Source organism: Conchiformibius kuhniae DSM 17694 (genome assembly GCF_000428785.1).
Classification (GTDB): Bacteria; Pseudomonadota; Gammaproteobacteria; order Burkholderiales; family Neisseriaceae; genus Conchiformibius; species Conchiformibius kuhniae.
Window position 1 is genome coordinate 1 of the sequence record NZ_AUAP01000001.1, and the last position, 23,818, is coordinate 23,818.

The window sequence follows — 23,818 nt, forward strand, 5'->3', positions numbered from 1 at the left end:
GGCAGACAATATTCCACCGCTTCGCCCGTGTAGCTGCCGTCCACCGATACAAACATTTGGCTGTATGTGCCGCCATCTTGTACGGGTTTGCGGGCTTTCATCACCGTCCATTGCCAGTTGTGCGACAAGGTCGGTTGTGCCAAATAATCAACATTTTGCCATGCAGGGGAATTACTGTAGTGCAGCACGATTTTGCCGTTTTCGGGCTGCCCTTCGGGGACGCGGGCGCACACCGCCAAAATGTAATATTCGCCTTTTTCCCATAGGGCAGCAACGGTATAAATGCCTTTGGTGCTGCCGTTGCGCCCCTGCCACGAAATGCGTACGGCACGGGATTTGTCCGCGCCGCCGTCAATGCGGGTAACGGTGTGCGCTTGGGCGGTACGGTTGTTGTTGTACACATACCAAGCAACAGGCAGGGCGGGATTGCCCGTCCAGTTGTCCAAACTGGCATTGGGCAGCAGGTTTGCGCCCGCCGCCCTGCCGAATGATGCCCGCAGTTCGCTGACGGCGGTGGCTGCCGCTTGGCGGTCATTGGCAACCGTCTGCCGCAGTTCGCCGATGCCGCTTTCCGCCGCGCCCAATCGGATTTTGGCGGCATTCAGTTCGCGGGTATTCGCCGCATCGCCGTCTATCCGTGCTTGTCGTTCCGCCGTCAGCGCGGCGGCGTGCTGCCCCACCGTTGCCGCCAGCGTTTCGCGGGCGCGGGCTTCGGCGGCATCGCCGTTGGCGCGGGCGGTTTTTTCCGCTTCAAGGGCGGCGGCGGCGGTGCGACCTTGCGCGGCGGTTACGGTTTGGATGGCGCTTGCCTGTTCGCGATTGACGCTTTCGGCGGCAGTAATGCGGTTGCCGAGCTGCTGCGCGGTGCGTACCAATTCGGCGGTTTTGCCGTCCAGCGCGGTTTGCGCCTGCTTGAGTTCGCCGTCTTTGGCGGTAAGCTGCGCCACTTGTGCCGCCAATTCGCTGCGGGCGGTTTGCGCTGCCGATGCGATGGCGGTGTTCAGTCTGCCCGATTCGGCACGCAATGCGGCCGTTTGTTTGTCGGCTTCGCGGCGGATTTCGGCGGTTCGTGCCTGTGTTTCCTGTTGCAGGGCGGCAGCGCGGGCTTGGGCTTCGGCGCGGTCTGCTTCGGCACGGGCGCGCGCTTCCGCCGCCACTTTATTGGCGGCATCTGCCGAAGCTGCGGCTTTGGCGCGGTTTTCGGCGGCGGTGTCGTCCGCCTTGAGTTGGTTGATTAAGGCTTGGCTCAAGCTGCTTTTTTCCACCGCGCCGCGTATCTGTGCCACAATCGGCGCGGGGTTCGGGTCGGCACGTCCGACCACCGCCGCCGTCCACTCGCCCGCACGCCCGTCCGCATCAGCCAGCCGCGCCCAGAAATAATAAGTATCCGTTACCGCCACGCCGGTCAGAGTGTAGCTGTTTTGCGGATAAGGCAGCTTTGCCAAGGGCAAGGCTGCCTGAAAGTCCGCGCGTGTGCCGTAACGCAGTTCGGTTTGCACCTTGCCGGTAACGGTTTCGGGCAAATTCCACGCCAATTCAATGGCAAGGGTTTTGCCGGTGGCACGCAGTCCCTCGATGGCATAATGGATGCGCCAAGCCTTTTGCAGCGTTACCGACCACTCACCGCGTGCGTTGCGGGCGCGGATATCGGCGCGGTAGTCGCCATCGGGCAGGTTTTCCAAGCGGATTTCGGCGGCGGGCGCATCGGGAATGTGGCGGTACAGGCTGCCGTTGCGGTAGATTTTGACATCATACGCCAACACATCGCCGTCCGCGCCGCCGCCGTCCCATGTCAAAACCAATGCGCCGTTATCGCCGCGCACTTCGCCGCCGCCCAATTCGGGCGTTTGACCGTGCAAAGTGGTGCGTTCAAACGCCGCGCTGCCGTCCACCGCCGCGTATTTGGCGGGGTCGTGGCGCAGGGCGGTAACGGTGTAAGTGCCGTCCTCCGTGTTTTCGCGCACGGACAAGGCTCGGTACAAACGCGGTTTGACTTGTCCCGCCAACGCCCACACCGCGTTTGCCGCCACATCTGCGGCGGTTTCCACGCGCAGGGTGTCGGGCGCGGTTTGCGCGGCAATGCGGACGTTTTTCAGGCTGCCGTCCGCCGCCGCGTAATGCAGGATTTGTCCCGCCGATGCGGTAACGGCGCGGTCAAGCGTCATCAGGCTGCCTGAAACCGCTTTGACGCGCCCGCCGATGTCCGCACCCGCATAATCGTTGTCGGCGATGCGGATAATGTCGTGCGGCAAATGGCGCAAACCCTCGCGCCCAACGGTAAACGTTACCGTATCCTGCTGGCGCAATTCGGTTTGCAACAGCCATTCGCCGAAACGCACGGCTTGACCGCGCGAATCGCAGCCGAATGCCGTTACCGCCTTGATATTTAATCCGTAACGGGCGATGGCGGCATCATCGGCAAGGTATTCGGTTTTCATGCGCCAACCATCGTGTTTGTCGGCATAACGGACATGGACGGCGGTATGCACGGCTTTGAGTGCCGCGCCCGCATAGGCAAACGCACCGTCCACCACATTCGTATTGCCGTACTGCGCCACCGGTTCGGCGGCAGTATCGGCACGCAGCGACAGGCGTTGGCCGTCCCACACCGGCAAAGCGCAAAACGCCGCCGCCAAATCCGCCAACACGTCCGCCGCCTGCCGCGCATCGGTGAGGTAGGCATTGCAGACAAATCGCGGCTCTTGCCCGCCGAAACCGTCCGGCACGGGCGCATCGCAGTATTTGGCGATTTCATACAAGGCCCATTTGTCAATCTGCGCCGCCGTCAAACGCCGCGCCAATGTGGAATAACGCGGATTGGTGAGCAAATCGTAAAACACCCACGCGGGATTATTCGTCCACGCGGTTTTAAAACTGCCGTCCCACAAGCCCGCATATTGGCGGGTTTCGGGGTCGTAATTGGACGGCACTTGCAACAGCTTGCCGCGCAACAGATAATTGCGGCGCGGAATTTGGTTGCCGAACTGGTCGGAGTCAATTTTTAAGGCAGCCAGCGCGGTATGCGGATACGACAGTTTAATATCGGTGATTTCCACATAAGACGCAAAAAAGGTGTTGTTGATGACGCGGTCGCTGTCGGAATCGGGCGTGTTGCGGCGCACGCGCAGATTAAACGGCACGGGCGGCAGCGCGTCAAACTCCACGTCCTGATAATACGCGCCGCTTGATTTTTCACCGAACAACACGCTGCGGGCTGCCTGAACGCCGTTTGCGCCCACCAGCTCCACCACCAATTCGGTGTTTGCCGCCAAAGTGTCGCCGTTGTCCTGCACCGCCAAATTACGCTCCACGCCCACCGTTACGCGCAGACGGTCGGTTTGCGCGGCGGTTACGGCGCGGACGACCGGCGCGTGGCGTTTGACCGCCGCGCCGACCGCTACCGTGCGCTCGGTGGCGGCGAAGCCCGGAATATAGGGCTGGTCGGGCGTGCCGCGCACGAAAAACGCGGACACGCCTTTGAAATTAAAGCTGCCGTCCGCGTTTTGTACGGGCGTATCGTTAAAAAATACGCTTTTTAAGGGCGCATCGTCGCCGTTGCCGAAGCCTGCCAGTTCGCCCTCCGCCACCGCGTCAATCACGCGCAGCACTTGTGCGCTGCTCAAGCTGTTCGGGGCTTCGTAGGGGACGTGTGCGCCTTGTTCTTTTTTGCCGCCCATATTCTATCCTTTTTCAATCAAAACTGCCGTATAGTTACGGGCGCGAACGGAATCGTTGTCAAAATCGGTGCGGTAGGGCTGCCCGTTGGGTGCAAGGGCGGCCGTGCCGCGTACAAAGGTTTTACGGATATTCACTTCGCGGGCGGTGGGGTTGTCGGCGGCGGGCGCGTCCGCGCCGGTGCGCCGCGTTTCAATCCCCTGCGACACCACGCGGCTGCCGCAGTAAACCAATCCATACGCCAAAGGCACGGGCTGACCTTGCCCCGCCGTATTGTCCAAATTGCTGAATGCGCTGTTGCGCGATGCCGCCACGCCCGTGCGTTCCACTGCTTTGGGCGGGCGTGCCAGCATCTGCGCCACACCGCCCGCCACCAAACCGATGCCCGCGCTGGTAATCCCCGTCAGCAATGCGCCGCCCGCCGCCCAACCAAAGGGATTCCACCATGCAAAGGCTATCAGCACGACACCGGCGACAATCTGTCCTGCACGTCCTGCGCCTGCGGTGCGCGGCACAAGATGCAGTTCGCCAGCAGCAGGCTGCCTGAAACGGTGTTCTGCTTCGTCTGCGGACAAAACCGCGCCGTTGAAGCGCACGAGAAAATGCCCGTCCGCCACCATCTGCCTCAAACCGTCAATCTGCAAAAACAAAGCCCGCAGGGCTTCTGCGGGCGTGTCGGCGTGTAAATCAAAACGGCTGCCGTAAGATTTCAGGCAGCCGTGGAAACGGACGGTAATCATAATTCAAGACCATGTATTAAAAAGAAAAATAATTGGTTTTTTGTGTAGAAAATCCTTGCTGAAAATCATAGTATGTACTATAATTCAATTCATCGGATAAGCCGATACGGGAAACCCCCTACCGAAGCAGGGGGCAACAAAGAAAGGCTAAAAAATGAAGCTGTTACTGCTGATTGTCTTGTTGCTCATTAGTTCTAACGCATACTAAAACAAGACAAACAAAATGAGATAGTGGTAAAACAAGGGGTTGGGTGGCAGCCCACCCCTTCAGCTTCACAAGCTAGCCTTTACAATATACCCTTTAATCACTTTTTTTGCAAGGACAAAATCATGGCACAAACCCAAGCACAAATCCAAAAAAAATCCGATGAAAAACGCGGCGTTAAGCTGTGTTCTTTCAAATTTCATAAAGAAACCATCGAGTTACTTAACCACGCCGCCGAACAAAGCGGTTTATCCAAAACCGCCTTATTAGCCGCCGCGCTGCAAGAATACGCAGAAAAACACAATTTAAACACAATGGATTAAGTCATTACCCACGGCAACCATACAGCCATCGCGCCAATCCCGATGCCGCCACACCGATGCCGTCCGTTGTTGCCAAAAATCGCTGTAGGGTTCGCGGCGCGACAACTGCCCGTAAGCATGGTGCAGCACTTCGCCGCCGCCCAAATACAACATGGCATGATTGGCATGGCCGTTGTGGGCGGTCAGCAGCACATCGCCCGCGCGTAAAGAGGTAAGCGGTACACGGTAAAAACCCGCTTTCGGTGCAAGGGTTTCAAACAGGTTTTGCGCCGCGTCCGTGTCCATCTCACCCCGCTCCACCGCAATCAATTCAATACCCGCCAAATGGTAGGCATCGGCAATCAGGCTGTAGCAGTCCGCCGTGCCGTAGAAAAATTCGCGCCCGCGCAAATGCGGCACGGGACGGAATACGCGCACACGCCTGCGTACCGCCAGCACCCACGGCAAAGCCGTTGCCACCTGTGCCTGTCTGTCCGCGCCCGATAAAAACGGCTCGCCGTCCGGATGCGAATGCACCACCGCCCGCACCGCATCGCCGTAATGCAGCCAATCTTCGGGCGCAATTTCAAAGTTTTTGCGCGGGTCGGCGGCGGTATTCAGGCAGGGGCGGTAAGCCAAGCCGCCGTTCTCAAAAACCAAAAAACCGCAGATTTCCCGTTTCGGGAAAAAAGCGGCGTGGGATAAAATAGCCCGTTTCAGGCTGTCTGAAAGTTCAAGTATCATAATGGGATTTCCACAAGGCAAGTTGGCGGGGCAACGCTGACAGCTTCATAATTGCCGTTCGCACAAATCCGCTCGCCGTTTTCGCGGTTATAGTGAATATCCGCACAACCGTATTGCGTGCGGAGTTGCATTCTAATGTGTTGGTGTGTCCAAGTGATTTTGACGGATTCTGTTTTCACATCATCATGCACTTGGGCATATAATTTTTGTGGCAGCAAATCCATATACTCTAATGCGCCAAACGCCCATGACAAACGGTTATTTCGGTATACTGTTTCAAACTGGCCGCAATCGGTCCGGTAAGTTACCAATACTTCATGCTTACCTGCATACACAACATTTACAGAGTGAATTTTCATGATTTCCATCCGATTTAATCCCTCAATATTCATCAAACATTTGCAAAAAAACATTTTATCCGCCGACAGCTTGATTAAAACCGCCATGCAAACTGACGATATTATCGGCTCGGTACTCCGCACCCACCTGACTGCCGAACAAATATTGACCGCATGGATTTATGCCGCCTGCAACCGTGAAAACTTTTTACACGGCACGCAACTGACTTTCGGTATCAAACTCACGATTGCCGATAATTTGGGTCTGCCCGAATATGCAAGCAAGATATTTCGCAATATCAATAAAATCCGAAACAAACTTGCTCATTCCGGAACAGAAGCGGAAATTGACCCTGACTTGTTGCAGAGTACCAAAGACCTTTTCCACCGCTATATCGCTCACACTTATGACCCCAAGCAACAATACGGAATTTCTTTTTTTGACACTGACGGCAATGCGGAAGTACAGGCTGCATGGAATGATTCCGAACAGCCGCCGCATATTACTTTGGCAGTGATGGTTTCACTGGTTTTATGCAAATTGGCGCAGGACAGTACAAAGCTATTAAAAATCAACCTGCCACCTTGTCCGCACTGACAAACGCCCCAATCGGCAGCACCGCCGTTGCCCCGAACCGCGCCCGACAGCCGCGCAGCGTGCGCGAACACACATCTTTGGCGGGATTGTCTGTCGGCATATCGTCTTTATCGGCAACGGGTCTGCCCGTATAGCCGCAGCCCTCGCCGCGATACTGCCAGCAGCACACGTCCGCCAAAATCAGCCGCGCGGGAATCACCGCGCCATCGGCTTCGGCGGGCGCGGCCAATTCAAACTGCGCCGTTTCCGCCGTCAAAGCCGACAGCCGCTCAATCACAAATTGCGACACCGCTTCCTGCAACGGGTCGGCCTGCGGATTGCCGCCGTCAAAATTGCCCGCGTCCAAAAAACGGGCATAGGTTTGGCGGCGGGTAACTTTTGCGCCAATCAGTTTGTTATGACGCTCTGCCAGTCCCGTTACCAAGCCGAACAGGTTGGACACGGTGAGTTTCGGGCGGTTGCCCGCGCCTTGCGCCGTCAGTTCAAAACCGTCCCCTTGAATGGGATAGCTTTGATACTTTTGCCCTTTCCACAATACAAATTCCTGCCCTTTGCCGTTCAAATGATTGCAAAAGCGCAGCAATCCGCCACCGAAAGGGCGCAAATCCACTTCCCACAGTTCCAGCAGCGCGTCTTGTTCCAGTTCCGACAGCGCGGCTGACATTTTGCTTTGCATCGTCAAACCTCCTCAAATTTAAACGAGATTTCCCACACAATGCCGCCCTGCGTTCTGCGCTCGTATTCCTGCACCCGTACTTCCGCTTCGTTGTACGCCCAAATAAACGATTTGACCCCCTCATGACGGTCAAAAAAAGCAGCGATTTGGTCTATCGTTGCCTTGCTGCCCATCACACTTTCCGCCCAAATGCGGCGGCGGGTGTTAATGCCTTTCGGTTGCACTTGTTTGTAACCGTCGCCGAGCCGCACTTCGCGCACGTCAAAACGCACCGTTTCGGCGTGTTCTGCCGATGCGGTGCGCCAGCGAAAGATTTCTTTGCGTTTTTCTGCCATATTTTAAGCCCTTACCGTTTGATAAATTACGCCATTGGGACGGCATTCGTTGGCAATTCCCTGTTTTACCAAAGATTCAATCAATTTGGGGATTGCCGCTTCCACGCCTTTGCGGGCTTGGGTTTCGGTGTCGCCGTCTCCGCCGTGCACATGGACGGTTACGGCAATCTGTACGCCCGCCGCCGCAGACTGCCGCCTGAACAGGGCAGGGGAGGGCGGCACGCCCACCGCACCGCCGCCCGCATAACCTTTGGCGCGGTGCAGCAGCCCTTCAATCGCGGCTACGCCGCCGAGCTGTCGGACGTTTTCTTGGCTTAAGACGTATTCGCCTTTGTGGACAATGCCGGCGGGTTCGTATTTGCCGCCGTCTCCCGTGTAGCCGCCGCGTGAATAGCCGCCCGACATCGCACGGCCCAATGCACCGACCCAGCCGCCTTGTCCCGCCATAGACTGCCCCGCGTATTTCATGGCGTTAAACACCGCCATTTTCACGGTCATTTTGCTGATGTCCTGCAAAACGGACTGTGCAAAACTGCGAAAATCCGTTTTGCCGGTGGCGACAAAATCCGCCAGTGCATCAGACATTCTGCCCGCGCTGTCGGCCACCAAACCCGTTACCTGTTCGCGCATCGTGCCGAAACGCGCCATATATTGCGACACGCCGTCATTGATGCCGCCCAGCCAATCTTTGTCATAGACGGCCTGTTTTTCAGCCAGCACGCGGCGGGCTTGTTCGGCGGCATCTTTTTGCTGGCGCAAACCGTCCACATACTCGGCAGACGCGCCCGCCGCGATGGCCTGCATGATGTGCATATCGTATTCGCGGGCAAGGGTGAGTTTGGCGATTTCGTCTTTGGTTTTGCCTGCCAACGACAATTCAAACAGTTTTTGATTAAAGCTGTTTTGCGTTTGCTGTGCCAGTTTGTCAATCAGTTCCGATGCCTGCTTGTCGGCTTCAAACTGTTTTTGGCGGGCATCAATCTGCTGTTGCAAAGTGAGCAGTTGCGCTTTGGCTTCGGGCAGCAGGTGTTTCAGGCTGCCTGATTCCAATTCGTACTGCAGACGTTCCGCTTCGGTGGTTTTGCCGACCAAATCCAGCTTTTTCTGCTGGGTTGCCAAATGTTCTTGCGCCAACGCGGTGAGTTTGGCTTGGGTGGCTTCTTGGTCGGCGGCGCGGGCTTTCGCCAGCTCGCCTTGCTGCTGCTCCGCCGTCCAAGTGCCGTATTCGCGGCGGCTGCGTAAAGCCAGCTCGTTTTCAATACTGCCAAACGGATTTTTCGCCCGCAATTCGCTTTCCAGCTTCAGGCGGCGCAGCTTGTCGGCAAAGGTTTCGGTGTATTGCTCGTAATCGGATTTTTTCGGCGCAGCCAAATCCTTATACAAGCCCATGCTGGCAAAGGCTTTCGCCTGCCCGTCCGCGCCGCGTGCGAAACGCGCCGCAGACAGCGCGTTTTGCGATTGAAAATGCCAATGGTCGCCGGTGGAAACCGTGCCGTTTTTATTGCGCTGCCCCGATTTTTCAAATTTAATGCGGAAATCTTTGCCGTCCGCAAAACCCAATTCTTGCAAATAGGCTTTGATTTGCTTCGGCACGGCGGCGCGTTGCGCGGCAGACAGGTGCGCGGCGGGCGTGGCATCAAACGCCAAACCCTGATTGTGTTTGCTGGCTTTGCCGATATGGTAACGGTCATTGATTGCGCCAAAGCGTATCATATTGTTGCCAAGCAGCTTTTGAAAAGCGTGCGCCATCGCGTAAGTGCCGCCGTGCGCTTTGCCGCCCGCTTCCGCCCCCGCTTTCAGGCGCAGCCCTGCGGCGGTAGTCGGAAAGGCAAAACGGCTGCCGCGCGTTTCGCGGAAGGCGGATTTTTTGGCGCGTTCTTGCGCTTCGGCAAGGCGGGCTTGAATATCCGCTTTTTGGATTTTGGCATCGGCTTCGGCTTGGGCAATGGCTTGTTTATTACCTGTGGCACGAACTTTTGCCAAGTTTTCATCTACAACAGATAATTCTTTGCGTAGTTTCTGCACCGTAGGCAAGGCAGCTTCTGCGCCGCGCCGCAATGCGTCCATAGCGGTTACACCGTCTTTTTCGGCTTGCGCTTTTTGCTGCTTGCGCTCCGCCGCAAAGTCCGCCCGCTCTTTCTGCCGCGCCGTTTCCGCACGCTGCTGATACAGGCGGCTTAAAATATTCGGGTTCGGGAAAGGACGGTTTTCTTCCAGCTTGATTTCGTGTTCCAGCAGCGCAAGCTGTTTTTCCAAAGTCGGCTCCGCACCGATGGATTTCATTTCCTGCCAAACCCATGATGCCGTATCGCCGATTTTTTTCCACGCGCTTTCAATCAGCCCCAAATTTTCGGTAACTTTCCGCGCCATATCCGCCGATTCATCGGCGTATTTTTGCTGGATAAGGCGCACGGCTTCCTGCTCGCGCCCCTGTTCTTTCAGTGCGGCGGCTTGGGCGTACACTTCGGCGGTCATGGATTTGTATTTGCCCGACAATTCCACCACCGCTTTCACGGGGTCATCGCCGATTTTTTTGTATTCGCCCACCAAATCCGCCACGCTGCGCCCCGTGGCTTCCGACATCAGCGTAACCGATTCGCCGAAACGGGTGTAATCTTCGGCGGCAATATTGCCGATTTTGCTAAATTCCAGCGCGGCTTCGCGGGCTTGCGCCCAGTTGCCGGTGCTGCGGCCGACACTTTCGGCCATTTGTTGTAAACGTCCGGAAGTGATGCCTGCGGTATCGCCCGCCAAAGTCAGGGCGTTTTGGTATGCGCGGCTTTCTTTGCCGCCCTGATACATGGCATAAGCCAAGCCACCGACTGCCGCCGCGCCGCCGCCCACTGCCAGCTTGAACGGGCTGATGGTGGAAGCGATGCCGCGAAACATATTTTTAAATCCGCCGAAGCTGTCGCGCAACTGTCCGCCCTGTTGCAGCAAGATTAAAAACGGATTTTGCCCGCCCGCAAGCTGGGTAACAATATCCGTCATCTGCATGGGGACGGTACGCAGCGCGGCGTTGTACTGCCCGATGCTGATGGTGTTTTGATGGGTGAGTTTGCGGGCGCGGTCAAGCTGTTGCAGCATCGGCTCAAACCGTGCCGCGTTCAGCCCACGCTGTCGTGCCAAACTTTCGTAATATTGGCGGCTGCCGCGCTCGCCCGCTTCCAACAGGGCGATTTGCCGTTGCAAAGTCCGCTCAATGCTGCGGGCGGCGCGTTCCTGCGATTGGGCGTTGCGGGCGGCGGCTTCGCCGGTGCGGTTCAGGCTGCCTGCGGCGCGGTTACCCGTTTGTTCGGCGGTTTGCCCGAAATGTTGCAGGCTGCGCTCGCCTTGCTGCAAACCTTGCTGCAAGCCGCCCACGTCCGCGCCGATGCGGACAATACTTTCATTTGCCATTATTACGCTCCCAAATCACATTTAATGCCGCCGCTTCCATGATTTGGATATTTTCCAAAAACTCCGCCCATTGGTCGGGTGGGATTTGGCGGATTTCCAGCAGGGTTTTGACGGCGGTGTAATCCAAACCGATGATGCCGCCCATGCCGATGCGCCATTGCGTTTCGCAGTCGATAAACAGCATTACGGCTTCCCAATGTTCCGCCCATATTTCACAAACAGACTGTTCGGAAAAATCGGCTTCACTCAAACCAAACGCCGCCAGATGGTCAGCGTCGGCGGCAGGTTCGTACAAGGCGCGGGCTGCGGCGGTTAGTTTTTTTGCGCGGCTTTGGTGTGTTCGCGCAGATAGGCGTGGATTATCAATTCCGCCGAGCCGATATAGTTTTCTGCCAACAGTTCAAGGTTTTGGTCGTTAAACGGCACGTCCAAATCCCAGCCGGTTACAATATCGGACAAAATGGCGGCATCGCTGCCGTATTCGGGCATTTTTTCGGTAAATTCATTCAATTCCTTGCGGGTACGCGCTTTGCAGGTCAAAACCACCGTTTCGGCTTCCGTCTGCCCCGGCACGGGAATATCCACAGGCACTTTAAAGGTGGGATTGGGTTGCAATTTCAATTTTGCCATGATGTTTTCCCTTTAAAAAAACGTAAAAGATTTCAGGCAGCCTGAAAACGGGCTGCCTGAAACGGGTTTAATAACGGGTCGGCTCGCCGTTTAGGGCATAAGCAAACGATACCGTCATCAACTGCCCTTTTTCCAAGCTCGGCACTTCGTCCAGCGAAGCATAGCCGTTGTACAATACTTGCGAGCCGCCGACCAAATCAATCCGCATCGGAGTCGGCTCACCCGATTCGCCGGCGGCTTTAGCGGCTTTATACCCTGCCAGAGACGGGTCATCGCCAATCGTAAAAGTAATGCTGCGTGCGGAGCGCGTGGTCGGCATCTGCCGTTCAAACTTTTCTTCAAGGTACGAAAACTGCCCGTATTGCTGTTCGCCGCCCTGCATCTGCACATTGGCGATTTGGCGGATTTGCGTCCAAGTATTGATTTTGCGGTAACGACCAATGCCCGCACCCGCAGGATAACGTTTGGTATCGGTGGTATTGATGCCGTCCAAACGGAAACTGTTGGCATCGGCAGACGTTACCTTAAATACACGCCCGTCCAATTCACCCCAGCCTGATTCCAGCACGATAAAATCACCGTTAGCCAAACCGTGTGCATTACTGGTTGCTACCGCCGGATTGGCATTGGTCAGAGCAGTAATGCTTTTTGCCGCCGCCAGTGCCGATGCAATATGAACGGTTGCGCCGTCCGGAAATTTGGAAGCCATAACAAGCCTTTCTTGTTTAAAAAATCCATAAAAAAGCAGCCCGTTCAGGCTGCCTGAAAAACCATTTGCCGCATTTTGCGGTAATTGGCGGTTTCGGTTTCGGCCCAGTGCAAAGCCCGCCAATCGCGCTTCTCCCACAACGTCCAATAATGGGCGTTCCAACGGCAGCACTGGTCTATGTAAAACAGGCTTTCGTTATCCAAATCAAACATCTGTCTGCTCCAAAACGATAAAATCCTGCATCATGCCGCGCCAACCTGTGCCGTCATCAAACGCCGACACCGCCGCGCCCGCCGCCGATACTTCGGGCAGGGCGTACAAGGCAGTTTCAATTTGTTGCGACAGCTCCACCGCCGCCAAACGTTCCGCCGCCCACGCGCTGATTTGGACGCGCACTTCGGCGGCGGCATCACCACCCAAATAAGGCCGTCCCGCACCGCCGACACGCGCCAGCAGCACAAACGGCGGCTTGGCTTCTTCGGGCGCAAAGTCGTGATAAACTTTGGCATCGGCGCGGGCGGCTTTGACGGCGGCAATCAATTTTCGTTCAAGCATTTTGCACCGCCCGCATCACCGTTTCCAACATCAATGCCTGCGCTTCGTCTTTTTTGGCATCAAAAGCAGGGCGGACAAAAGGCGCGGCAGGCTGCCGCACCGTGCCGTATTCCACCATGTGCGCGTATGGCACATAGCCGATGGCGGACGAGCGTTTGCGCCACGAAATCTGATAAACCTCTTTTTCGCCTTTGATTTGCAATTCGTCAAGGTGTTTGAGGTAGATGGACTTTTTCAGGCTGCCGGGCCGGAACAGGTATTTTGCCCCCGCTTGGTCGTCTTTGTGGCGGCGGCTGTAAAACCAGTGCGCTTTTTTGCTTTGCGGAGCGCGGCGGTGGGCTTCATCAAAAACCAGTTTCGCGCCTTTAAATGCCGCTTCGCGCACGCTGTTTTCGGCACGCTCGCCCATGCCGCGCAACTGCGCCAGCGCGGGCGACAAATCCACTTTCATGTTAATCATCAAAGTTCCTTTTGGTTTAAAATCTCGCCGTTTGAGGTGGTAAAATAAGCTTTTATTCGGATGGAGCGTAACTCCATCCGGAATCAGGGCAACACATAGAACTGTGCTTTATGTGTACCCCTGTGAGTTGAAACAGGCTAATCATGGCATCACTCCGTTTTTTCGCACAATAATTCGGTGTATTCGCGTTTTAAATAATCGGGCTGCACGGTCAAAATATTGTAAACCGCACCGCGATAATGCACGCGCATACTGTGGTTGATGCGCTCGGTAAAGCGCACGCGCACGGTGATATGCGGCGATTCGGACAGCTTGCCCGCCTGTATGCTTTCCACGCCGCCGGTTTGCCGGACATGGTGGATGCTCGCCCACAGGCGAAAAAAAACCGCCCAATTTCGGACGGTGGCACCGGCGGCATCTTCGCTTTCGGTTTGGTGGCGGATTTCAATCCGGCAAGTCAGGTTTCCGGCGTGTAGCATGGCACACTCCCACACCCCGCAGGGCAAACCGTGCGGAGTGCTTAACTATTTAATCAAATATTTAATGCTTCAAAGTTTCCGAAGCCGCTTCCATCAGCATGGTGGACAAGCCGTTTAAAATCTTGCCCGCTTCCGCCACTTGCGCCATTTCCTTTTTGCTCAAACGGTCGCTGTCGTAATTGATGTAGGTCAAATGGTCAAACGTGCCGCGCAGCAAAGCCATATCCTGCAAAGCAAATGCCACATCGCCGTCATTCGGTGTTCTTGCACCGTAATTAAACAAAACCTGTCCGATGCTGCCGTCCGAAATCAGCAGTCTCGGCAATGCTTCCGCTTCTTTCGGCTGCAAGGACAAATCCAGCAATTTAAAATCATTGCCCAATACCTGTTTCATGGCAGTTACCAATTTTTCCAACTGTGCATAGCTTGCGCTTTCCAAACTGACGGGGTAGTTCAAATAGGCATTTTGGCGGTTGTGGAAAAATTTTTCACCCAGCCAGCTTTCCAGTTGGTAGTCGTTCCAGTTTTCAAAATCCCGTTTGTAGGCGCATTGACGTTTGAAAATATTGAGCAAATCATCGCGGCGGACACCAAAATCCACCGTAGGCAGCTTGTCCAGTTCTTCATGCAGCCACTCCGCCGCACGCAAAAAAAACCATTTGGACTGATTGAAAAAAGATTCATTGACGCGCCCTTTTTTCTCAATCAGTTGCTGCTCAATTTGACGTTGCGACACGCCCTTGTGTTTTGCCAGTTTCCCCACCAGTTTGTATACATACGCGGCTAAAGGTGCGGGCAATTCAGTCTGTTCTTCTACGGTCAGGGCATAGGGATTGGCGGGCGGCAGGGCGGAAGCTTGCGGTGCGGCGGATTGCTTGCTGTTTAAAAAGGTTTGGATAACCTGAATGGAAAAGGCGGGGCTAATCCACATGCCATAATGCACCACCAGTTCTTTGCAAACGAATGTACCGCGATTTTTGCCGCCATTTACAGTTTTGATGATGCGTTCACGCAGACTTTCTTCATCATCTAAAACAATTTGCTTTGCTTCTTTGCTAATTCCTTGTTTCTGTTCCACTTCTCGTTTTTGAGACTTGGTCATTTCATCAATAAAATCAATGGTTTTTTGACTTCTTAACCAATTAAGCGGTTTATTCTTGGAAGCGTTTCCACTTGCCTTATGCAGGTCAGCCAGCGAATACAAGCCGTTTACTTCACGAATTTGGGTGTTGGCAATGCAGATTGCAGAAATTTGAGTGTTCATTTTAAGTTACTTTCTTTGGATTAGTTGAAAATCCCGACCTAACACCAAATAGGGCGGGCAAACTGGCGGATTGGCGTACCGCTCCAAAGTAACGGCGTATCTTGCGATACTCCGCCAGCTTCCCCATAACAGGTAACTTAAAATGCAACAAAAGAACCGCACGCGGCGGCTTTGAAGCCTTTGGATAAAACGGAACGCCAATTCCGCACGGCTGATTGGAGCCGTATCGGAATGGTAGCGATGCTTTGCTTTGGTGTCAATCAAAAAAGTTAAATTGTTGATTTTATTCCAGAGAACAAATCTGAGCACTGAAATAAAATCAAGCACTTAACAAAAAAGCAAGCCTTTCAGCCTACCATGAAAAAACCGCCTTGCTTGCGCTTGGCGGTCAATAGTCAAAAATTAACGTCTTCGGGAGCGGGTATGTGGTCGTACATACGTTCCATCTTTACGGTAATAACCACGTACATGCACAGTGCCATACCCACTATAAGAAGATGCAGGTTGATAAACAACAGGTGTAGGACATCTACGTTTTTCCCCATTTTTCGTATAGTAGAAATCAATACATCTTGTTTTCTCTCCAAGGCGTATACCAACATTAGTATCACTATTAAATACCGATGTACTTGCTACTTGTGATGGTACTTCTATTTTTGCCTGCCCCGAATCAGACAAACGATTATTTAATTTTGCTGTCTTGGTAAGACCATCTTTCCAGTCTGCCAAGCCAATTTCATATTTTATTTGCTCCGTTAAAACAGCATGGTTTGGGTATCTATCAGGCAAGTCTTCAAAATATTCAACAAATTCTTTTGCGCGGCTTAATTTACATTTGGCAATCCATGCGGATTGTTCTGGAACAGATTTATATAAAGAAACAAAATAACCACATTGATGAATCGCATCTTTGAAAGTTTTAGCATCTCTCCTGATACTGCTGGACTTCAACACATCGGTTTCACTATCCGCCAAACTTTCTATCAATTTGCTACCTACTTGTTCAAGTCTTTCAGCAGCTTCTCTACGACATTGTTCCTGCCCCCTCATAGAATTTTGGCTACTTACCATGCAAGTCAGCATATTGAAGGCAATACTTTGCTTTTCTGTAGTTATACTAGTACCATTATGAGCAAATAAAAATTGCCCACTAAAAAATAAAATTCCAATTAACCAAAGTCGTTTCATTTGCTTCAAATTCCGTCAAATTTAAAGCAAAATATTGTAAAGCCGTTTTAACAAAAACTCAAACCAAAACCGCCCTGCGGCGGCTTCTGAAAATCATCTTTCCCGTTCAATCAAAAACTTATTATTTAAGCCGTTATCCAAAGTCAGCAAGGTCAGTCCATGTACCAAAGCCGTTGCCAACACGATATTGTCCGCCAATTTGATTTTATGGCGCTTTCGCAATTCAACCGCCTTGTTTTGCACGGGTTTGTCCATTTCCAAATGGCGGACTTGGCTTAAAAAAGCCGTCAGTTCCTGCTCATCGCAGGGCGTGATGTCGTGGTATCCCAATAATTCAATCCGGTTTACCACGCTCACGCAGCATTCCGCAAACGGCACATTCCGCATCAATTTGATTGCCTGTTCGTTTTGGTTGTACAAGCCCAAAATAAAACAGGTGTCCAGCAAATATTTACTCATCGCGCAGGGCTTTCTGCACGGCCACGGGGTCGTTGCCGAAACTTTCCAAACGTTTGCCTTGCACAAATTGCGCCACGCTGGGCGGTTGTACCAGCGTGCTGATGTGTTGGAGCAGATAATGCTCCAAGCTCATGCCCGCCTGTTGCGCCTGTGTGATGACGGCACGCTCTACGTTAAGCGGCAAATCCAAAGTAATCATGATATTATCCTTTTGTTTTGCATATTGTTCCAACTTCAGGAAATCATACCATATTCAAAAGCCCATAGTAAAATGACCGTTTCACACGCCCGCCCGTTTGCGGTATTTGTCCAGCAGCCTTTCGGCAGCAAGCGGACGCTCGGCGCTGTCTTCGCGGTGGGCGTACCGCCACGAAAAAACCAGCAATATGGCGGTTTGAATATCGCGGTTGAGCAATACGCCGTCCGTTTCTCCTGCCGCTTCGCCCGCTGCCCGTTCCTGCTCGTCCGTATAAAGCGGACAGTTCAGATAGGCGCGGCAATGTTCTACCGCGCCGTCCAACAGCAGTTGCAACAGCGTGTCTTCTTCATCGCCGTCTATGCGGGCGTGCAGCTTTGCCAGTTCCAGCGCAATCATGTGCCGTCCGCAGGGGGATTTTCGCCATTACCGTTGTTTTCGGCAGGCGGGTTATTTGTGTTGTTGCCGTTATTGTCTGCGGGCGGGGTACTCTCATCTGCGGGCGGCGTGTTGGGCGCGGGCGGCATATCAGATTTGGACTTTTTACCGTCTTTCAGGCAGCCTGCCTCACGGGCGGCTTCTTCCAATTCGGGCGGACATTCATCGCCCTTTTGATAGTGGACGGGGTAAAACGCGCCGTCAGGCACGCCGTAAAAGGGTTTAATCAGTTTCATCTTGTTTTTTCCTTGTCAGGCTGCCTGAAACCTGCTTCGGGCAGCCTTGTTAGGGGTTAGGCGGCAATTTTCAACAGGCGCACCGCTTCGGGGTTGTTTACACCGCCGCCCGTGCGTTTGGTGGTATAAAACTGCACAAAAGGCTTGCGCGTATAAGGGTCGCGCAAAATAGACACGCCTTTGCGGTCAAGCACCATATAGGCGCGTTTCATATCGCCAAACGCAATCGGCAGCGCATTGGCGGCAACATCGGGCATTTCCGCCACTTCATAGCAGGGATAGCCCAACAGCGTGCTGGGTTGTCCCGTCTGCAAGCTCGGCTGCCACAGGTAATTATTGGTGCTGTCTTTCAGCTTGCGGACGGCGGCAAGGGTTTTGCGGTTCATGATAAACACCGCACCTTGCGAAAACTTGGCAGGCAGGTCATACACCAAATCAATAATGCTGTCGGCGGTCAAACCGTTGGCACTGCCGCTTTTAACGGTTTTAATCGCACCAAACGGGTGTTTGTTGGCATTGGTTGCGCCTTCCACATAGGTCAGCAGCCCGAAAGGTTTGCCTTTTTCGCCGTCGCCGCTAATAAAGGCTTTGTTTTCCTGAAGCGAAAACTCCGCCTGTACTTCTTCTGCCAAGAATTTTTCCAAATTGATTTCGGCATCATCCAAAATCTGCTGCGTGGCGGCAGGGTTGGCATAAATCTCGCCCGTTTCAAATTTCAGTTGTTTGAACGTGGGCGTATTGGTGTTGTTGCGGGCATCTTCTTCGCCCACCCAGCCCGATGTCGCGCCGTGCAGGTTATACAGCTTTTCAAAATGCGGCGTGGAAACGGTCTGAACATGAAAAATCCGCCGCAACGGGGAAAATTCCTGCAATTTGTCGGTAATGCTTCTGTCCCACTCGTCCGGCACCAAATAGCCGCCGTTTGCGCTGTCGGATTTTTTCAATTCGGCACGTTCTTCGCCGCGCCGCATAAACGCCAATACCGCTTCGGCGTGTGCCTGTGCGTCCTTATCGGGTTTGCCTGTGCCGCCGTTCAGTTGCGCGGCGGCAAACTGTTCGTTCAGGGCATTCAGCGCGGCTTCGGCGGCAGTCAGTTTTTCCGTCAGCGATTGCACGCTTTCGCTGTCGGCGGTTTTTGCCAATTTTGCCTGCAAATCGGCAATTTCTTGGGTTTTTTCAGTTTTAAATTCTTCAATACCCTTTGCCAGTTTTGCCAGCAGGGTATTGGCATCGGGGGCTTCGCCTTGCGCAAATACGCCAAGCAAGCCGCGTTTCGGGGTAAAAGTCGGTCTTTGTTTCATGTTTTAACCTTTCAAGTTATCCAGTAATTGTTGCAATGCTTCGGGGTCGGGGGTGTCAGCGCGTGGCATGACGGGTACGGCAGCGCGGGGCGTGCCGTGTTTGTAGCTTTGGATAATGGCGCGGGCTTGGCTGCGGCTGTAACCTTGTGCGCGTAAGGCACTTTCAATTTGTGCTTTGGCTTTGCGTTCCGCGCCGCCGTTGTCAGGGTCGGATACGGGGGCATCGTGCAGCTTGGCGGTGGCAAAGCCTTCGGCAAGGGCGGTGTCGGCATTGAGCCATGTTTCTTTATCCATCATGGCGGCAATATCGGCTTGGTCTTTGCCGGTGCGGGCGGCATACAGGCTTGCCATGGCTTCGTCAATTTGGGCGAGCAGGTCTATGCTTTGCGCCAATTCATGACGGTTGCCCCATACTGCACCCCAAGCATTGTGTATCATCACAAACGCGCCATCGCCGATTAGGATTTCATCGCCCGCCATCGCAATCACGCTGGCGGCAGATGCGGCATCGCCGATAATCTGCACGGTGATTTTGTGCGGGTGCGCCCGCAGCAGGTTGTAGATGCCGATGCCTTCAAAATAGCTGCCGCCCGGACTGTTGATGGATACGGTAACATCTTGCCGCTCTGCCAAGAAAGCGGATACCCGCTCGGCAGTAACGGGCTTGTCGCACCAGTCATCGCCGACAATGCCGTACAGTTCCAAGACGGTTTCGCCCGCTTGGGCGCGGGCGGTTTTGTCGGGTTGCCAATGGTTCAGGGCTTCATGAGGCGGGTCAAAGCTGATTTGGGTGCTTTGACGGGCTTGGATTTCGGGCAATTTAATCAGGCTCATCGTCTTTTTCCTTATTGGTTCGGTCTTTGCCTTGCTGCGGCGGTCGCAATTTGTCGGCTTCGGGGTCGGCGATACGCGGCGAATCGCTGATTTCGCGCACTTCGTTTTGCGTGAGCCAGCCGCCGTGTCCGCCGCTACCCAAGGCTTTAGCAAAAAATTCCGCCTGTTCTTTCAGGCTGCCGCGCAACAACGCCCCTGCGTTAAATTTGAATACATAACGGTCTTGCTCTTGGGCGTTCAGCAGGCTGCGGTTGAGTGCCTGTTCCCAAGCGGTCAGCCACGGCAGCAGCCCGTATTTGTGAAAAAACAAACCCAATTCGCTGATGCCGCTACCCCAACTGGTATCGTCCATCATCAACAGGGGGCGCGGCACGGCAAACAGGCGGGCGATTTCTTCAATTTGGTGGTTGCGTTGTTCAATATGCTGGGCATCGCTGGCGGTATTCGCCCATTTTTCCGCTTTTAAACCCTCTTCCAAAATCATAAAGTCGCCCGCCTTATCCGCGCCCTTGTGCCGCTCGTGCAGGCTGTGTTTCAGCCGCTCGTAAGCCTTATCGCTTAAGGCATTGGGCGCAGACAGCGCACCGCCTGCCAATACGCCGTTTTGAAACAGGCTTTCGGCGGCGGTTTCCGCATCAAAAGCAATACCCAGTGCCTTTTTCGCCAGTTTGACCCGCGAAATACCGACAATCCCGTCATCGCTAAAATCACGGATATGCAGCATTTGGCTGCCGTCCAAATCCAGCAACGCCCCGTCTTTACGGGTAATTCGGTAGCGCAGGCTGAAATCGGGGTTTTGCTCTGCCTGTACCTGCATCGGGTGGATAGGGTGCAATGCCAGCACTTTACCGCCCACGCCGCGCACAATGCGGGCATAGGCATTGCCGTATTGCAACACCCAGCCCTGCATCAGCAGGCGGAACTCATAGGCGGTTTGGTAGGCATTGGGCTGTTTTTTCAACAGGCGGTAAAGCGGATTGTCCGTTGCCGCCTGTTTGCCCTCATCATCGTGTATCAGATTAAGCGGCAGCATGGCAACGCTTTGGGCAATCAGGGTAACGCAACGGTACAACGCCATATTCGCCAATGCTTTGCGTCCGTTGCTGTTTACCCCGCTTTGGGTCTGCCCCGTGCGGATAAATTCCAATACCTCAGGGTCATTCAGGCTGTCAAAGCTCTGCCCGCCCGATTCGGCGCGGACACGGGCGGATTTTTTGGTTTTGTGTTTGTCTTTTGCCATAAGTTACTGTCTATAAAAAACGCAAACCGCGCTGTTCATATACCGAGCGGCGCGATTGCGGGTTCAATGCCATCAGCGAAACGGCGTTAAACAGGGCTATCAAAGGGTCAATTTTTGCCGTGCCGGAAGCCTGTTTGGTAATCAAAATACCGTTGGCACGCGCTTCCACACGGGCATTGCCCACCACCCAATTCATCATCGCGCTGCCGCCGTGTTTCAGGCAGCCTTCGGCAAGTTTGCGTTCGGCGGTTTTAATCGCCGAACCGAGTTTCCAGCCCTGCGAGATTCCGATAATGGCATCTTCCGGCAGCCCGCGTGCCAGCATTGCGTCCAAAATCGCGCCCACGCCGTGCGGGTCAAGCCCGATTTTGTCCAACAGCCCGCTTTCAAATATATCGGCACAAATGGCGGCAACATCATCGGTGTCTTCGCCGATGTGGTTTACCAGAGTCAAATCGCCGGCGCGGGCAAAATCGTGCAGTTTCGGCGCGATTTCCTTACGGCGTTGCAGCACGGACGGGTGCGCCCATGCGTGATGCCATGCCAGCCATTGGCGCGGATTGCTGCGGCTGCGCCCCACCACCGCCAAACCGAGCAGGTCGTCCAAGCCGCCGCCGTCTATGCCGATGGTGATGACTTCGCTTTCGGCGACAATATCGTCCAGCGAACAGTTGGCAATGGCGGCGGCTTCCCAAAACTCCGCGCCCGCCCAATAATCCGCCGACAGCGAAAGTCCGATTTCAACGTTTAGATGTTTCGCCATAAAACGGCGCAGCGCGGTTTCGCCATCGTGCCGCGCCGTGGCAAATTCGCCCAGCAAAAAGGCTTCCGATACGGAAGCCCCCAAGTTTGGATTGGTGATGTAAAAATTTTCAGGCAGCTTGTGCCGTCCGTCCGCCAGCATGGCGGGCGGAAATTCGTATAACACGGGCAGAAAACGTTTGTTTTCTACTTTGCCATCGCGCACGGCGCGGGCGCGTTTGAGCAGGTCGGCAAATACGCCCGCAGGGGCTTCGTCCGAATGGGTGGACAGGTAAATCACAAAGCCTTCGGGTCGCGCTGCCAAGCCGCCTTTGGCTTCAATAAACATATCGGCGGCTTTGGGGCGTTTGCCGAACAGCCAGACTTCCTCAATCAACACGCCCGTGCCTTTGATGCCGGACACGGTGTCGCTTTCGGCGGCGATGACTTTCAATACCGCACCGGTTTCGCGGTGGACGATTTCGCGGGTGTGGTCGCGCACCTGAAACAGGGCGGACAGCCGCGCATCGGCGCGTATCATGGCTTTGGCGGGTTTAAAGCTGTTGTTTGCCACTTCTACGGTGGGCGCGATAATAAAAAATTCGGCTTCTGCCCGCCAGTTTAAAATCAGGGCGGTGAGCATAATGCCCGCGCTGATGGTGGACTTGGCGTTTTTCTTTGAGATTAAAAGAAAAAACTCTTGTATCAACCGTTCGCCCGTGTTGGGGTTGTATGCGCCGAACACGGCGGCGACAAAATCGTAAATCCATTGCCGCGTTACCATGCCGATTTTCGGCACGCCCGCCACATCGGGCAGCACCAGTTCTTTGAATACCCGCAATGCCAAGTCTGCCTGTTCGGGGAACAGTGCGCCGCAGGGTATCAGGCTTTGTTTTTTGACTATGCGGCTTTGCCAATCGGGGCAAGCAGTGCTGTAATGGGGGTAAGGGTGGCGCATATCAGTGGGTTACGGCGGAAAATAAGCTGTTTTGCTTGTCGGGCGGCGGCGGCATGGGGGCAAACAGGCTGTTTTGCACCACTTGGCGGGCGGCTTCGGCTTCCGCGCCTTTTTTGCCTTGGTCGCCGATTTTGCCGTGCGCGAAAGGCAGCAGGGCTTTGGCTGACTCTTGCTGTTGTTTGCTTAAGGCAATCACGCCGAGCATATGCAGGGTGAGCAGGTCTTTGGGGTCAGACAGGGTGTAGGTTTGTCCGTCCAGTTCCACCGTTTCGCCGTTGAAGACGGCGCGGGCGCGCGCGGGCGGTATGGCGGGTGCGGCTTCGGTCGGCGCGGGCGTTTCCGCTTTTGCGGCAGGGTTTGTCGGTGTATTTTGTGCCATTGCCGTCATCAGGGCTTGCACTTCGGGCTGTTTTGCCAAGCGTGCGCCTGCCGCGCTGGCGGTTTTTTTGCTGTATCCGGCTTCTATTGCGGCTTCTTTATTGCTGGCCCCGCGCACGCGGGCGGCGGCAAACAGGCGGTATTTTTCTTCTTTGCTGCGTTCCATGATGATGCTCCGTGTGTGGGCGGTGGTTTTTTTTCAGGCTGCCTGAATTTGGCATAAAATGCTAAAAAATATTGGTGTTTCAGTTTGTTAAAATGGGATTTAACATTTTCTACAGGGGAAAAAATTCTGCGAATGGGAATCTGCGCGGTGTCCGCCGCCAAGCTGCCCAGACTTTTACCGCCCCCCGCCCTTGCTTTCGGCGGCGGTTTTGGCGGCATGGCAATCGGTGCAAAGTGTTTGCAGATTGACCAAATCATCTGTGCCGCCGCGTGCGGTGTTAATAATATGGTCGGCTTGCAGGTTTTCGGGCAGACAAACCCGTCCGCAATGGCGGCAAGTGTAGCCGTCCCGCAATAAAACCTGCTCACGCAACCGCCGCCAAGGTCTGCCGCCGCGCCCTTTGCCCCAATTTTGAACTTCAGGGGCGGATTTGATGCGGGCGGCGGGCGATGCGGTGATGCGGCTGCCCAATGTTTTTAATCTTGTCATGGCGATTGCCCCATGCAAAACCGCCGCAATACACGGGGCAAGCGGCGGTTTTTGATTTAATTTAAATTCATTAAACCTAATTTTT

Annotated in this window: 28 protein-coding genes; 2 read left to right on the forward strand and 26 right to left on the reverse strand. The window is 54.4% G+C overall.

Annotation, left to right across the window (positions count from 1 at the left end; translation table 11 throughout):
- Both G392_RS11570 and G392_RS0100015 read right to left on the reverse strand, forming a co-directional pair.
- Positions 1–3,677: TipJ family phage tail tip protein (locus tag G392_RS11570; RefSeq protein WP_051255478.1), on the reverse strand; the 3,677-nt coding region annotated here is incomplete at its 3' end.
- Positions 3,678–3,680: 3 nt separating this feature from the next.
- Positions 3,681–4,415, reverse strand: coding sequence for a tail assembly protein (locus G392_RS0100015; RefSeq protein WP_027008562.1), 735 nt, complete (start codon positions 4,413–4,415; stop codon positions 3,681–3,683).
- A 231-nt stretch (positions 4,416–4,646) separates the two neighbouring features.
- Between G392_RS0100015 and G392_RS0100020 the strand changes: the two genes are divergently transcribed.
- The gene (locus G392_RS0100020; protein ID WP_245571891.1) at positions 4,647–4,943 is read left to right on the forward strand and encodes a hypothetical protein; all 297 of its coding nucleotides are present in this window, start codon (positions 4,647–4,649) and stop codon (positions 4,941–4,943) included.
- Here G392_RS0100020 and G392_RS0100025 read toward each other — a convergent pair.
- Positions 4,926–5,666 carry a C40 family peptidase gene (locus G392_RS0100025; protein ID WP_034334087.1) on the reverse strand — a complete coding sequence of 247 codons (741 nt, stop codon included), beginning with the start codon at positions 5,664–5,666 and terminating at the stop codon, positions 4,926–4,928. The genes G392_RS0100020 and G392_RS0100025 overlap by 18 nt on opposite strands.
- A complete protein-coding gene (locus G392_RS0100030) occupies positions 5,663–6,025 on the reverse strand; it encodes a hypothetical protein (RefSeq protein WP_156900732.1) in 363 nt (120 codons plus the stop codon). Before G392_RS0100030 ends, G392_RS0100025 begins: the two co-directional genes overlap by 4 nt.
- Here G392_RS0100030 and G392_RS12915 point away from each other — a divergent pair.
- Positions 6,024–6,602, forward strand: coding sequence for a hypothetical protein (locus tag G392_RS12915; protein WP_156900733.1), 579 nt, complete (start codon positions 6,024–6,026; stop codon positions 6,600–6,602). The two genes, G392_RS0100030 and G392_RS12915, sit on opposite strands and share 2 nt — an antisense overlap.
- Here the strand turns inward: G392_RS12915 and G392_RS0100040 are convergent.
- From G392_RS0100040 to G392_RS14270, 22 genes are all read right to left on the reverse strand, one after another.
- Positions 6,577–7,278 (reverse strand): phage minor tail protein L, encoded by a 702-nt coding sequence (locus tag G392_RS0100040; protein WP_027008566.1) that lies wholly within the window; start codon positions 7,276–7,278, stop codon positions 6,577–6,579. The genes G392_RS12915 and G392_RS0100040 overlap by 26 nt on opposite strands.
- Before the next feature lie 2 nt (positions 7,279–7,280).
- Positions 7,281–7,613, reverse strand: coding sequence for a phage tail protein (locus G392_RS0100045; RefSeq protein WP_051255481.1), 333 nt, complete (start codon positions 7,611–7,613; stop codon positions 7,281–7,283).
- A 3-nt stretch (positions 7,614–7,616) separates the two neighbouring features.
- Positions 7,617–11,012, reverse strand: a complete 3,396-nt coding sequence (locus G392_RS11580) for a phage tail length tape measure family protein (RefSeq protein WP_051255482.1) — start codon at positions 11,010–11,012, stop codon at positions 7,617–7,619.
- Positions 11,002–11,307 (reverse strand): DUF1799 domain-containing protein, encoded by a 306-nt coding sequence (locus G392_RS0100055; RefSeq protein ID WP_169718717.1) that lies wholly within the window; start codon positions 11,305–11,307, stop codon positions 11,002–11,004. The genes G392_RS11580 and G392_RS0100055 overlap by 11 nt, the downstream gene beginning before the upstream one ends.
- 17 nt (positions 11,308–11,324) lie before the next feature.
- Complete coding sequence (locus G392_RS0100060; protein ID WP_027008569.1) at positions 11,325–11,642, reverse strand: phage tail assembly chaperone; 318 nt, start codon at positions 11,640–11,642, stop codon at positions 11,325–11,327.
- 67 nt (positions 11,643–11,709) lie between these two features.
- Entirely contained in the window at positions 11,710–12,351 is a 642-nt protein-coding gene (locus G392_RS0100065) for a phage tail protein (protein ID WP_027008570.1), read from the reverse strand.
- Positions 12,352–12,395: 44 nt separating this feature from the next.
- Entirely contained in the window at positions 12,396–12,563 is a 168-nt protein-coding gene (locus G392_RS13425) for a hypothetical protein (RefSeq protein WP_156900734.1), read from the reverse strand.
- The gene (gp17, locus tag G392_RS0100075) at positions 12,556–12,906 is read right to left on the reverse strand and encodes a tail completion protein gp17 (protein WP_027008571.1); all 351 of its coding nucleotides are present in this window, start codon (positions 12,904–12,906) and stop codon (positions 12,556–12,558) included. The genes G392_RS13425 and gp17 overlap by 8 nt, the downstream gene beginning before the upstream one ends.
- Positions 12,899–13,366: an HK97-gp10 family putative phage morphogenesis protein gene (locus tag G392_RS0100080; protein WP_027008572.1), complete on the reverse strand. Its 468-nt coding sequence runs from the start codon at positions 13,364–13,366 to the stop codon at positions 12,899–12,901. The genes gp17 and G392_RS0100080 overlap by 8 nt, the downstream gene beginning before the upstream one ends.
- Before the next feature lie 149 nt (positions 13,367–13,515).
- Entirely contained in the window at positions 13,516–13,845 is a 330-nt protein-coding gene (locus tag G392_RS12920; protein ID WP_051255484.1) for a phage head closure protein, read from the reverse strand.
- A gap of 61 nt (positions 13,846–13,906) precedes the next feature.
- A complete protein-coding gene (locus G392_RS12925) occupies positions 13,907–15,109 on the reverse strand; it encodes a KilA-N domain-containing protein (protein WP_084165874.1) in 1,203 nt (400 codons plus the stop codon).
- 402 nt (positions 15,110–15,511) lie between these two features.
- Positions 15,512–16,297 (reverse strand): hypothetical protein, encoded by a 786-nt coding sequence (locus G392_RS13430; RefSeq protein WP_156900735.1) that lies wholly within the window; start codon positions 16,295–16,297, stop codon positions 15,512–15,514.
- 93 nt (positions 16,298–16,390) lie between these two features.
- Positions 16,391–16,756, reverse strand: coding sequence for a type II toxin-antitoxin system VapC family toxin (locus G392_RS13185; RefSeq protein ID WP_084165875.1), 366 nt, complete (start codon positions 16,754–16,756; stop codon positions 16,391–16,393).
- Entirely contained in the window at positions 16,749–16,955 is a 207-nt protein-coding gene (locus G392_RS0100110; RefSeq protein ID WP_027008576.1) for a hypothetical protein, read from the reverse strand. Before G392_RS0100110 ends, G392_RS13185 begins: the two co-directional genes overlap by 8 nt.
- 81 nt (positions 16,956–17,036) lie before the next feature.
- The gene (locus tag G392_RS0100115) at positions 17,037–17,351 is read right to left on the reverse strand and encodes a head-tail connector protein (RefSeq protein WP_027008577.1); all 315 of its coding nucleotides are present in this window, start codon (positions 17,349–17,351) and stop codon (positions 17,037–17,039) included.
- Positions 17,348–17,626 (reverse strand): hypothetical protein, encoded by a 279-nt coding sequence (locus G392_RS11595; protein ID WP_034334088.1) that lies wholly within the window; start codon positions 17,624–17,626, stop codon positions 17,348–17,350. Before G392_RS11595 ends, G392_RS0100115 begins: the two co-directional genes overlap by 4 nt.
- Positions 17,627–17,682: 56 nt before the next feature.
- Positions 17,683–18,927: a phage major capsid protein gene (locus G392_RS0100125; RefSeq protein WP_027008578.1), complete on the reverse strand. Its 1,245-nt coding sequence runs from the start codon at positions 18,925–18,927 to the stop codon at positions 17,683–17,685.
- A gap of 3 nt (positions 18,928–18,930) precedes the next feature.
- Positions 18,931–19,761 carry a head maturation protease, ClpP-related gene (locus G392_RS0100130; RefSeq protein ID WP_027008579.1) on the reverse strand — a complete coding sequence of 277 codons (831 nt, stop codon included), beginning with the start codon at positions 19,759–19,761 and terminating at the stop codon, positions 18,931–18,933.
- Positions 19,748–21,001 (reverse strand): phage portal protein, encoded by a 1,254-nt coding sequence (locus tag G392_RS0100135; protein ID WP_027008580.1) that lies wholly within the window; start codon positions 20,999–21,001, stop codon positions 19,748–19,750. The genes G392_RS0100130 and G392_RS0100135 overlap by 14 nt, the downstream gene beginning before the upstream one ends.
- Positions 21,002–21,011: 10 nt before the next feature.
- Positions 21,012–22,700 carry a terminase large subunit gene (locus tag G392_RS0100140; RefSeq protein WP_027008581.1) on the reverse strand — a complete coding sequence of 563 codons (1,689 nt, stop codon included), beginning with the start codon at positions 22,698–22,700 and terminating at the stop codon, positions 21,012–21,014.
- Position 22,701: 1 nt separating this feature from the next.
- Entirely contained in the window at positions 22,702–23,244 is a 543-nt protein-coding gene (locus G392_RS11600; RefSeq protein WP_051255485.1) for a terminase small subunit, read from the reverse strand.
- A 174-nt stretch (positions 23,245–23,418) separates the two neighbouring features.
- Positions 23,419–23,733, reverse strand: coding sequence for an HNH endonuclease (locus G392_RS14270; protein ID WP_027008582.1), 315 nt, complete (start codon positions 23,731–23,733; stop codon positions 23,419–23,421).
- Positions 23,734–23,818 lie beyond the last annotated feature (85 nt).

Coding starts and splice junctions, on each gene's coding strand:
- G392_RS14270 (WP_027008582.1), bottom strand. CDS start 23,733: ATGACAAGATTAAAAACATTGGGCAGCCGCATCACCGCATCGCCCGCC.
- G392_RS0100115 (WP_027008577.1), bottom strand. CDS start 17,351: ATGATTGCGCTGGAACTGGCAAAGCTGCACGCCCGCATAGACGGCGAT.
- G392_RS0100080 (WP_027008572.1), bottom strand. CDS start 13,366: ATGATTAACATGAAAGTGGATTTGTCGCCCGCGCTGGCGCAGTTGCGC.
- G392_RS0100015 (WP_027008562.1), bottom strand. CDS start 4,415: ATGATTACCGTCCGTTTCCACGGCTGCCTGAAATCTTACGGCAGCCGT.
- G392_RS0100140 (WP_027008581.1), bottom strand. CDS start 22,700: ATGCGCCACCCTTACCCCCATTACAGCACTGCTTGCCCCGATTGGCAA.
- G392_RS11580 (WP_051255482.1), bottom strand. CDS start 11,012: ATGGCAAATGAAAGTATTGTCCGCATCGGCGCGGACGTGGGCGGCTTG.
- G392_RS0100025 (WP_034334087.1), bottom strand. CDS start 5,666: ATGATACTTGAACTTTCAGACAGCCTGAAACGGGCTATTTTATCCCAC.
- G392_RS0100135 (WP_027008580.1), bottom strand. CDS start 21,001: ATGGCAAAAGACAAACACAAAACCAAAAAATCCGCCCGTGTCCGCGCC.
- G392_RS0100065 (WP_027008570.1), bottom strand. CDS start 12,351: ATGGCTTCCAAATTTCCGGACGGCGCAACCGTTCATATTGCATCGGCA.
- G392_RS13425 (WP_156900734.1), bottom strand. CDS start 12,563: ATGTTTGATTTGGATAACGAAAGCCTGTTTTACATAGACCAGTGCTGC.
- gp17 (WP_027008571.1), bottom strand. CDS start 12,906: ATGCTTGAACGAAAATTGATTGCCGCCGTCAAAGCCGCCCGCGCCGAT.
- G392_RS0100110 (WP_027008576.1), bottom strand. CDS start 16,955: ATGATTACTTTGGATTTGCCGCTTAACGTAGAGCGTGCCGTCATCACA.
- G392_RS0100130 (WP_027008579.1), bottom strand. CDS start 19,761: ATGAGCCTGATTAAATTGCCCGAAATCCAAGCCCGTCAAAGCACCCAA.
- G392_RS11595 (WP_034334088.1), bottom strand. CDS start 17,626: ATGAAACTGATTAAACCCTTTTACGGCGTGCCTGACGGCGCGTTTTAC.
- G392_RS0100045 (WP_051255481.1), bottom strand. CDS start 7,613: ATGGCAGAAAAACGCAAAGAAATCTTTCGCTGGCGCACCGCATCGGCA.
- G392_RS0100060 (WP_027008569.1), bottom strand. CDS start 11,642: ATGGCAAAATTGAAATTGCAACCCAATCCCACCTTTAAAGTGCCTGTG.
- G392_RS12920 (WP_051255484.1), bottom strand. CDS start 13,845: ATGCTACACGCCGGAAACCTGACTTGCCGGATTGAAATCCGCCACCAA.
- G392_RS0100040 (WP_027008566.1), bottom strand. CDS start 7,278: ATGCAAAGCAAAATGTCAGCCGCGCTGTCGGAACTGGAACAAGACGCG.
- G392_RS0100125 (WP_027008578.1), bottom strand. CDS start 18,927: ATGAAACAAAGACCGACTTTTACCCCGAAACGCGGCTTGCTTGGCGTA.
- G392_RS0100030 (WP_156900732.1), bottom strand. CDS start 6,025: ATGAAAATTCACTCTGTAAATGTTGTGTATGCAGGTAAGCATGAAGTA.
- G392_RS13430 (WP_156900735.1), bottom strand. CDS start 16,297: ATGAAACGACTTTGGTTAATTGGAATTTTATTTTTTAGTGGGCAATTT.
- G392_RS13185 (WP_084165875.1), bottom strand. CDS start 16,756: ATGAGTAAATATTTGCTGGACACCTGTTTTATTTTGGGCTTGTACAAC.
- G392_RS12925 (WP_084165874.1), bottom strand. CDS start 15,109: ATGAACACTCAAATTTCTGCAATCTGCATTGCCAACACCCAAATTCGT.
- G392_RS11600 (WP_051255485.1), bottom strand. CDS start 23,244: ATGGAACGCAGCAAAGAAGAAAAATACCGCCTGTTTGCCGCCGCCCGC.
- G392_RS12915 (WP_156900733.1), top strand. CDS start 6,024: ATGATTTCCATCCGATTTAATCCCTCAATATTCATCAAACATTTGCAA.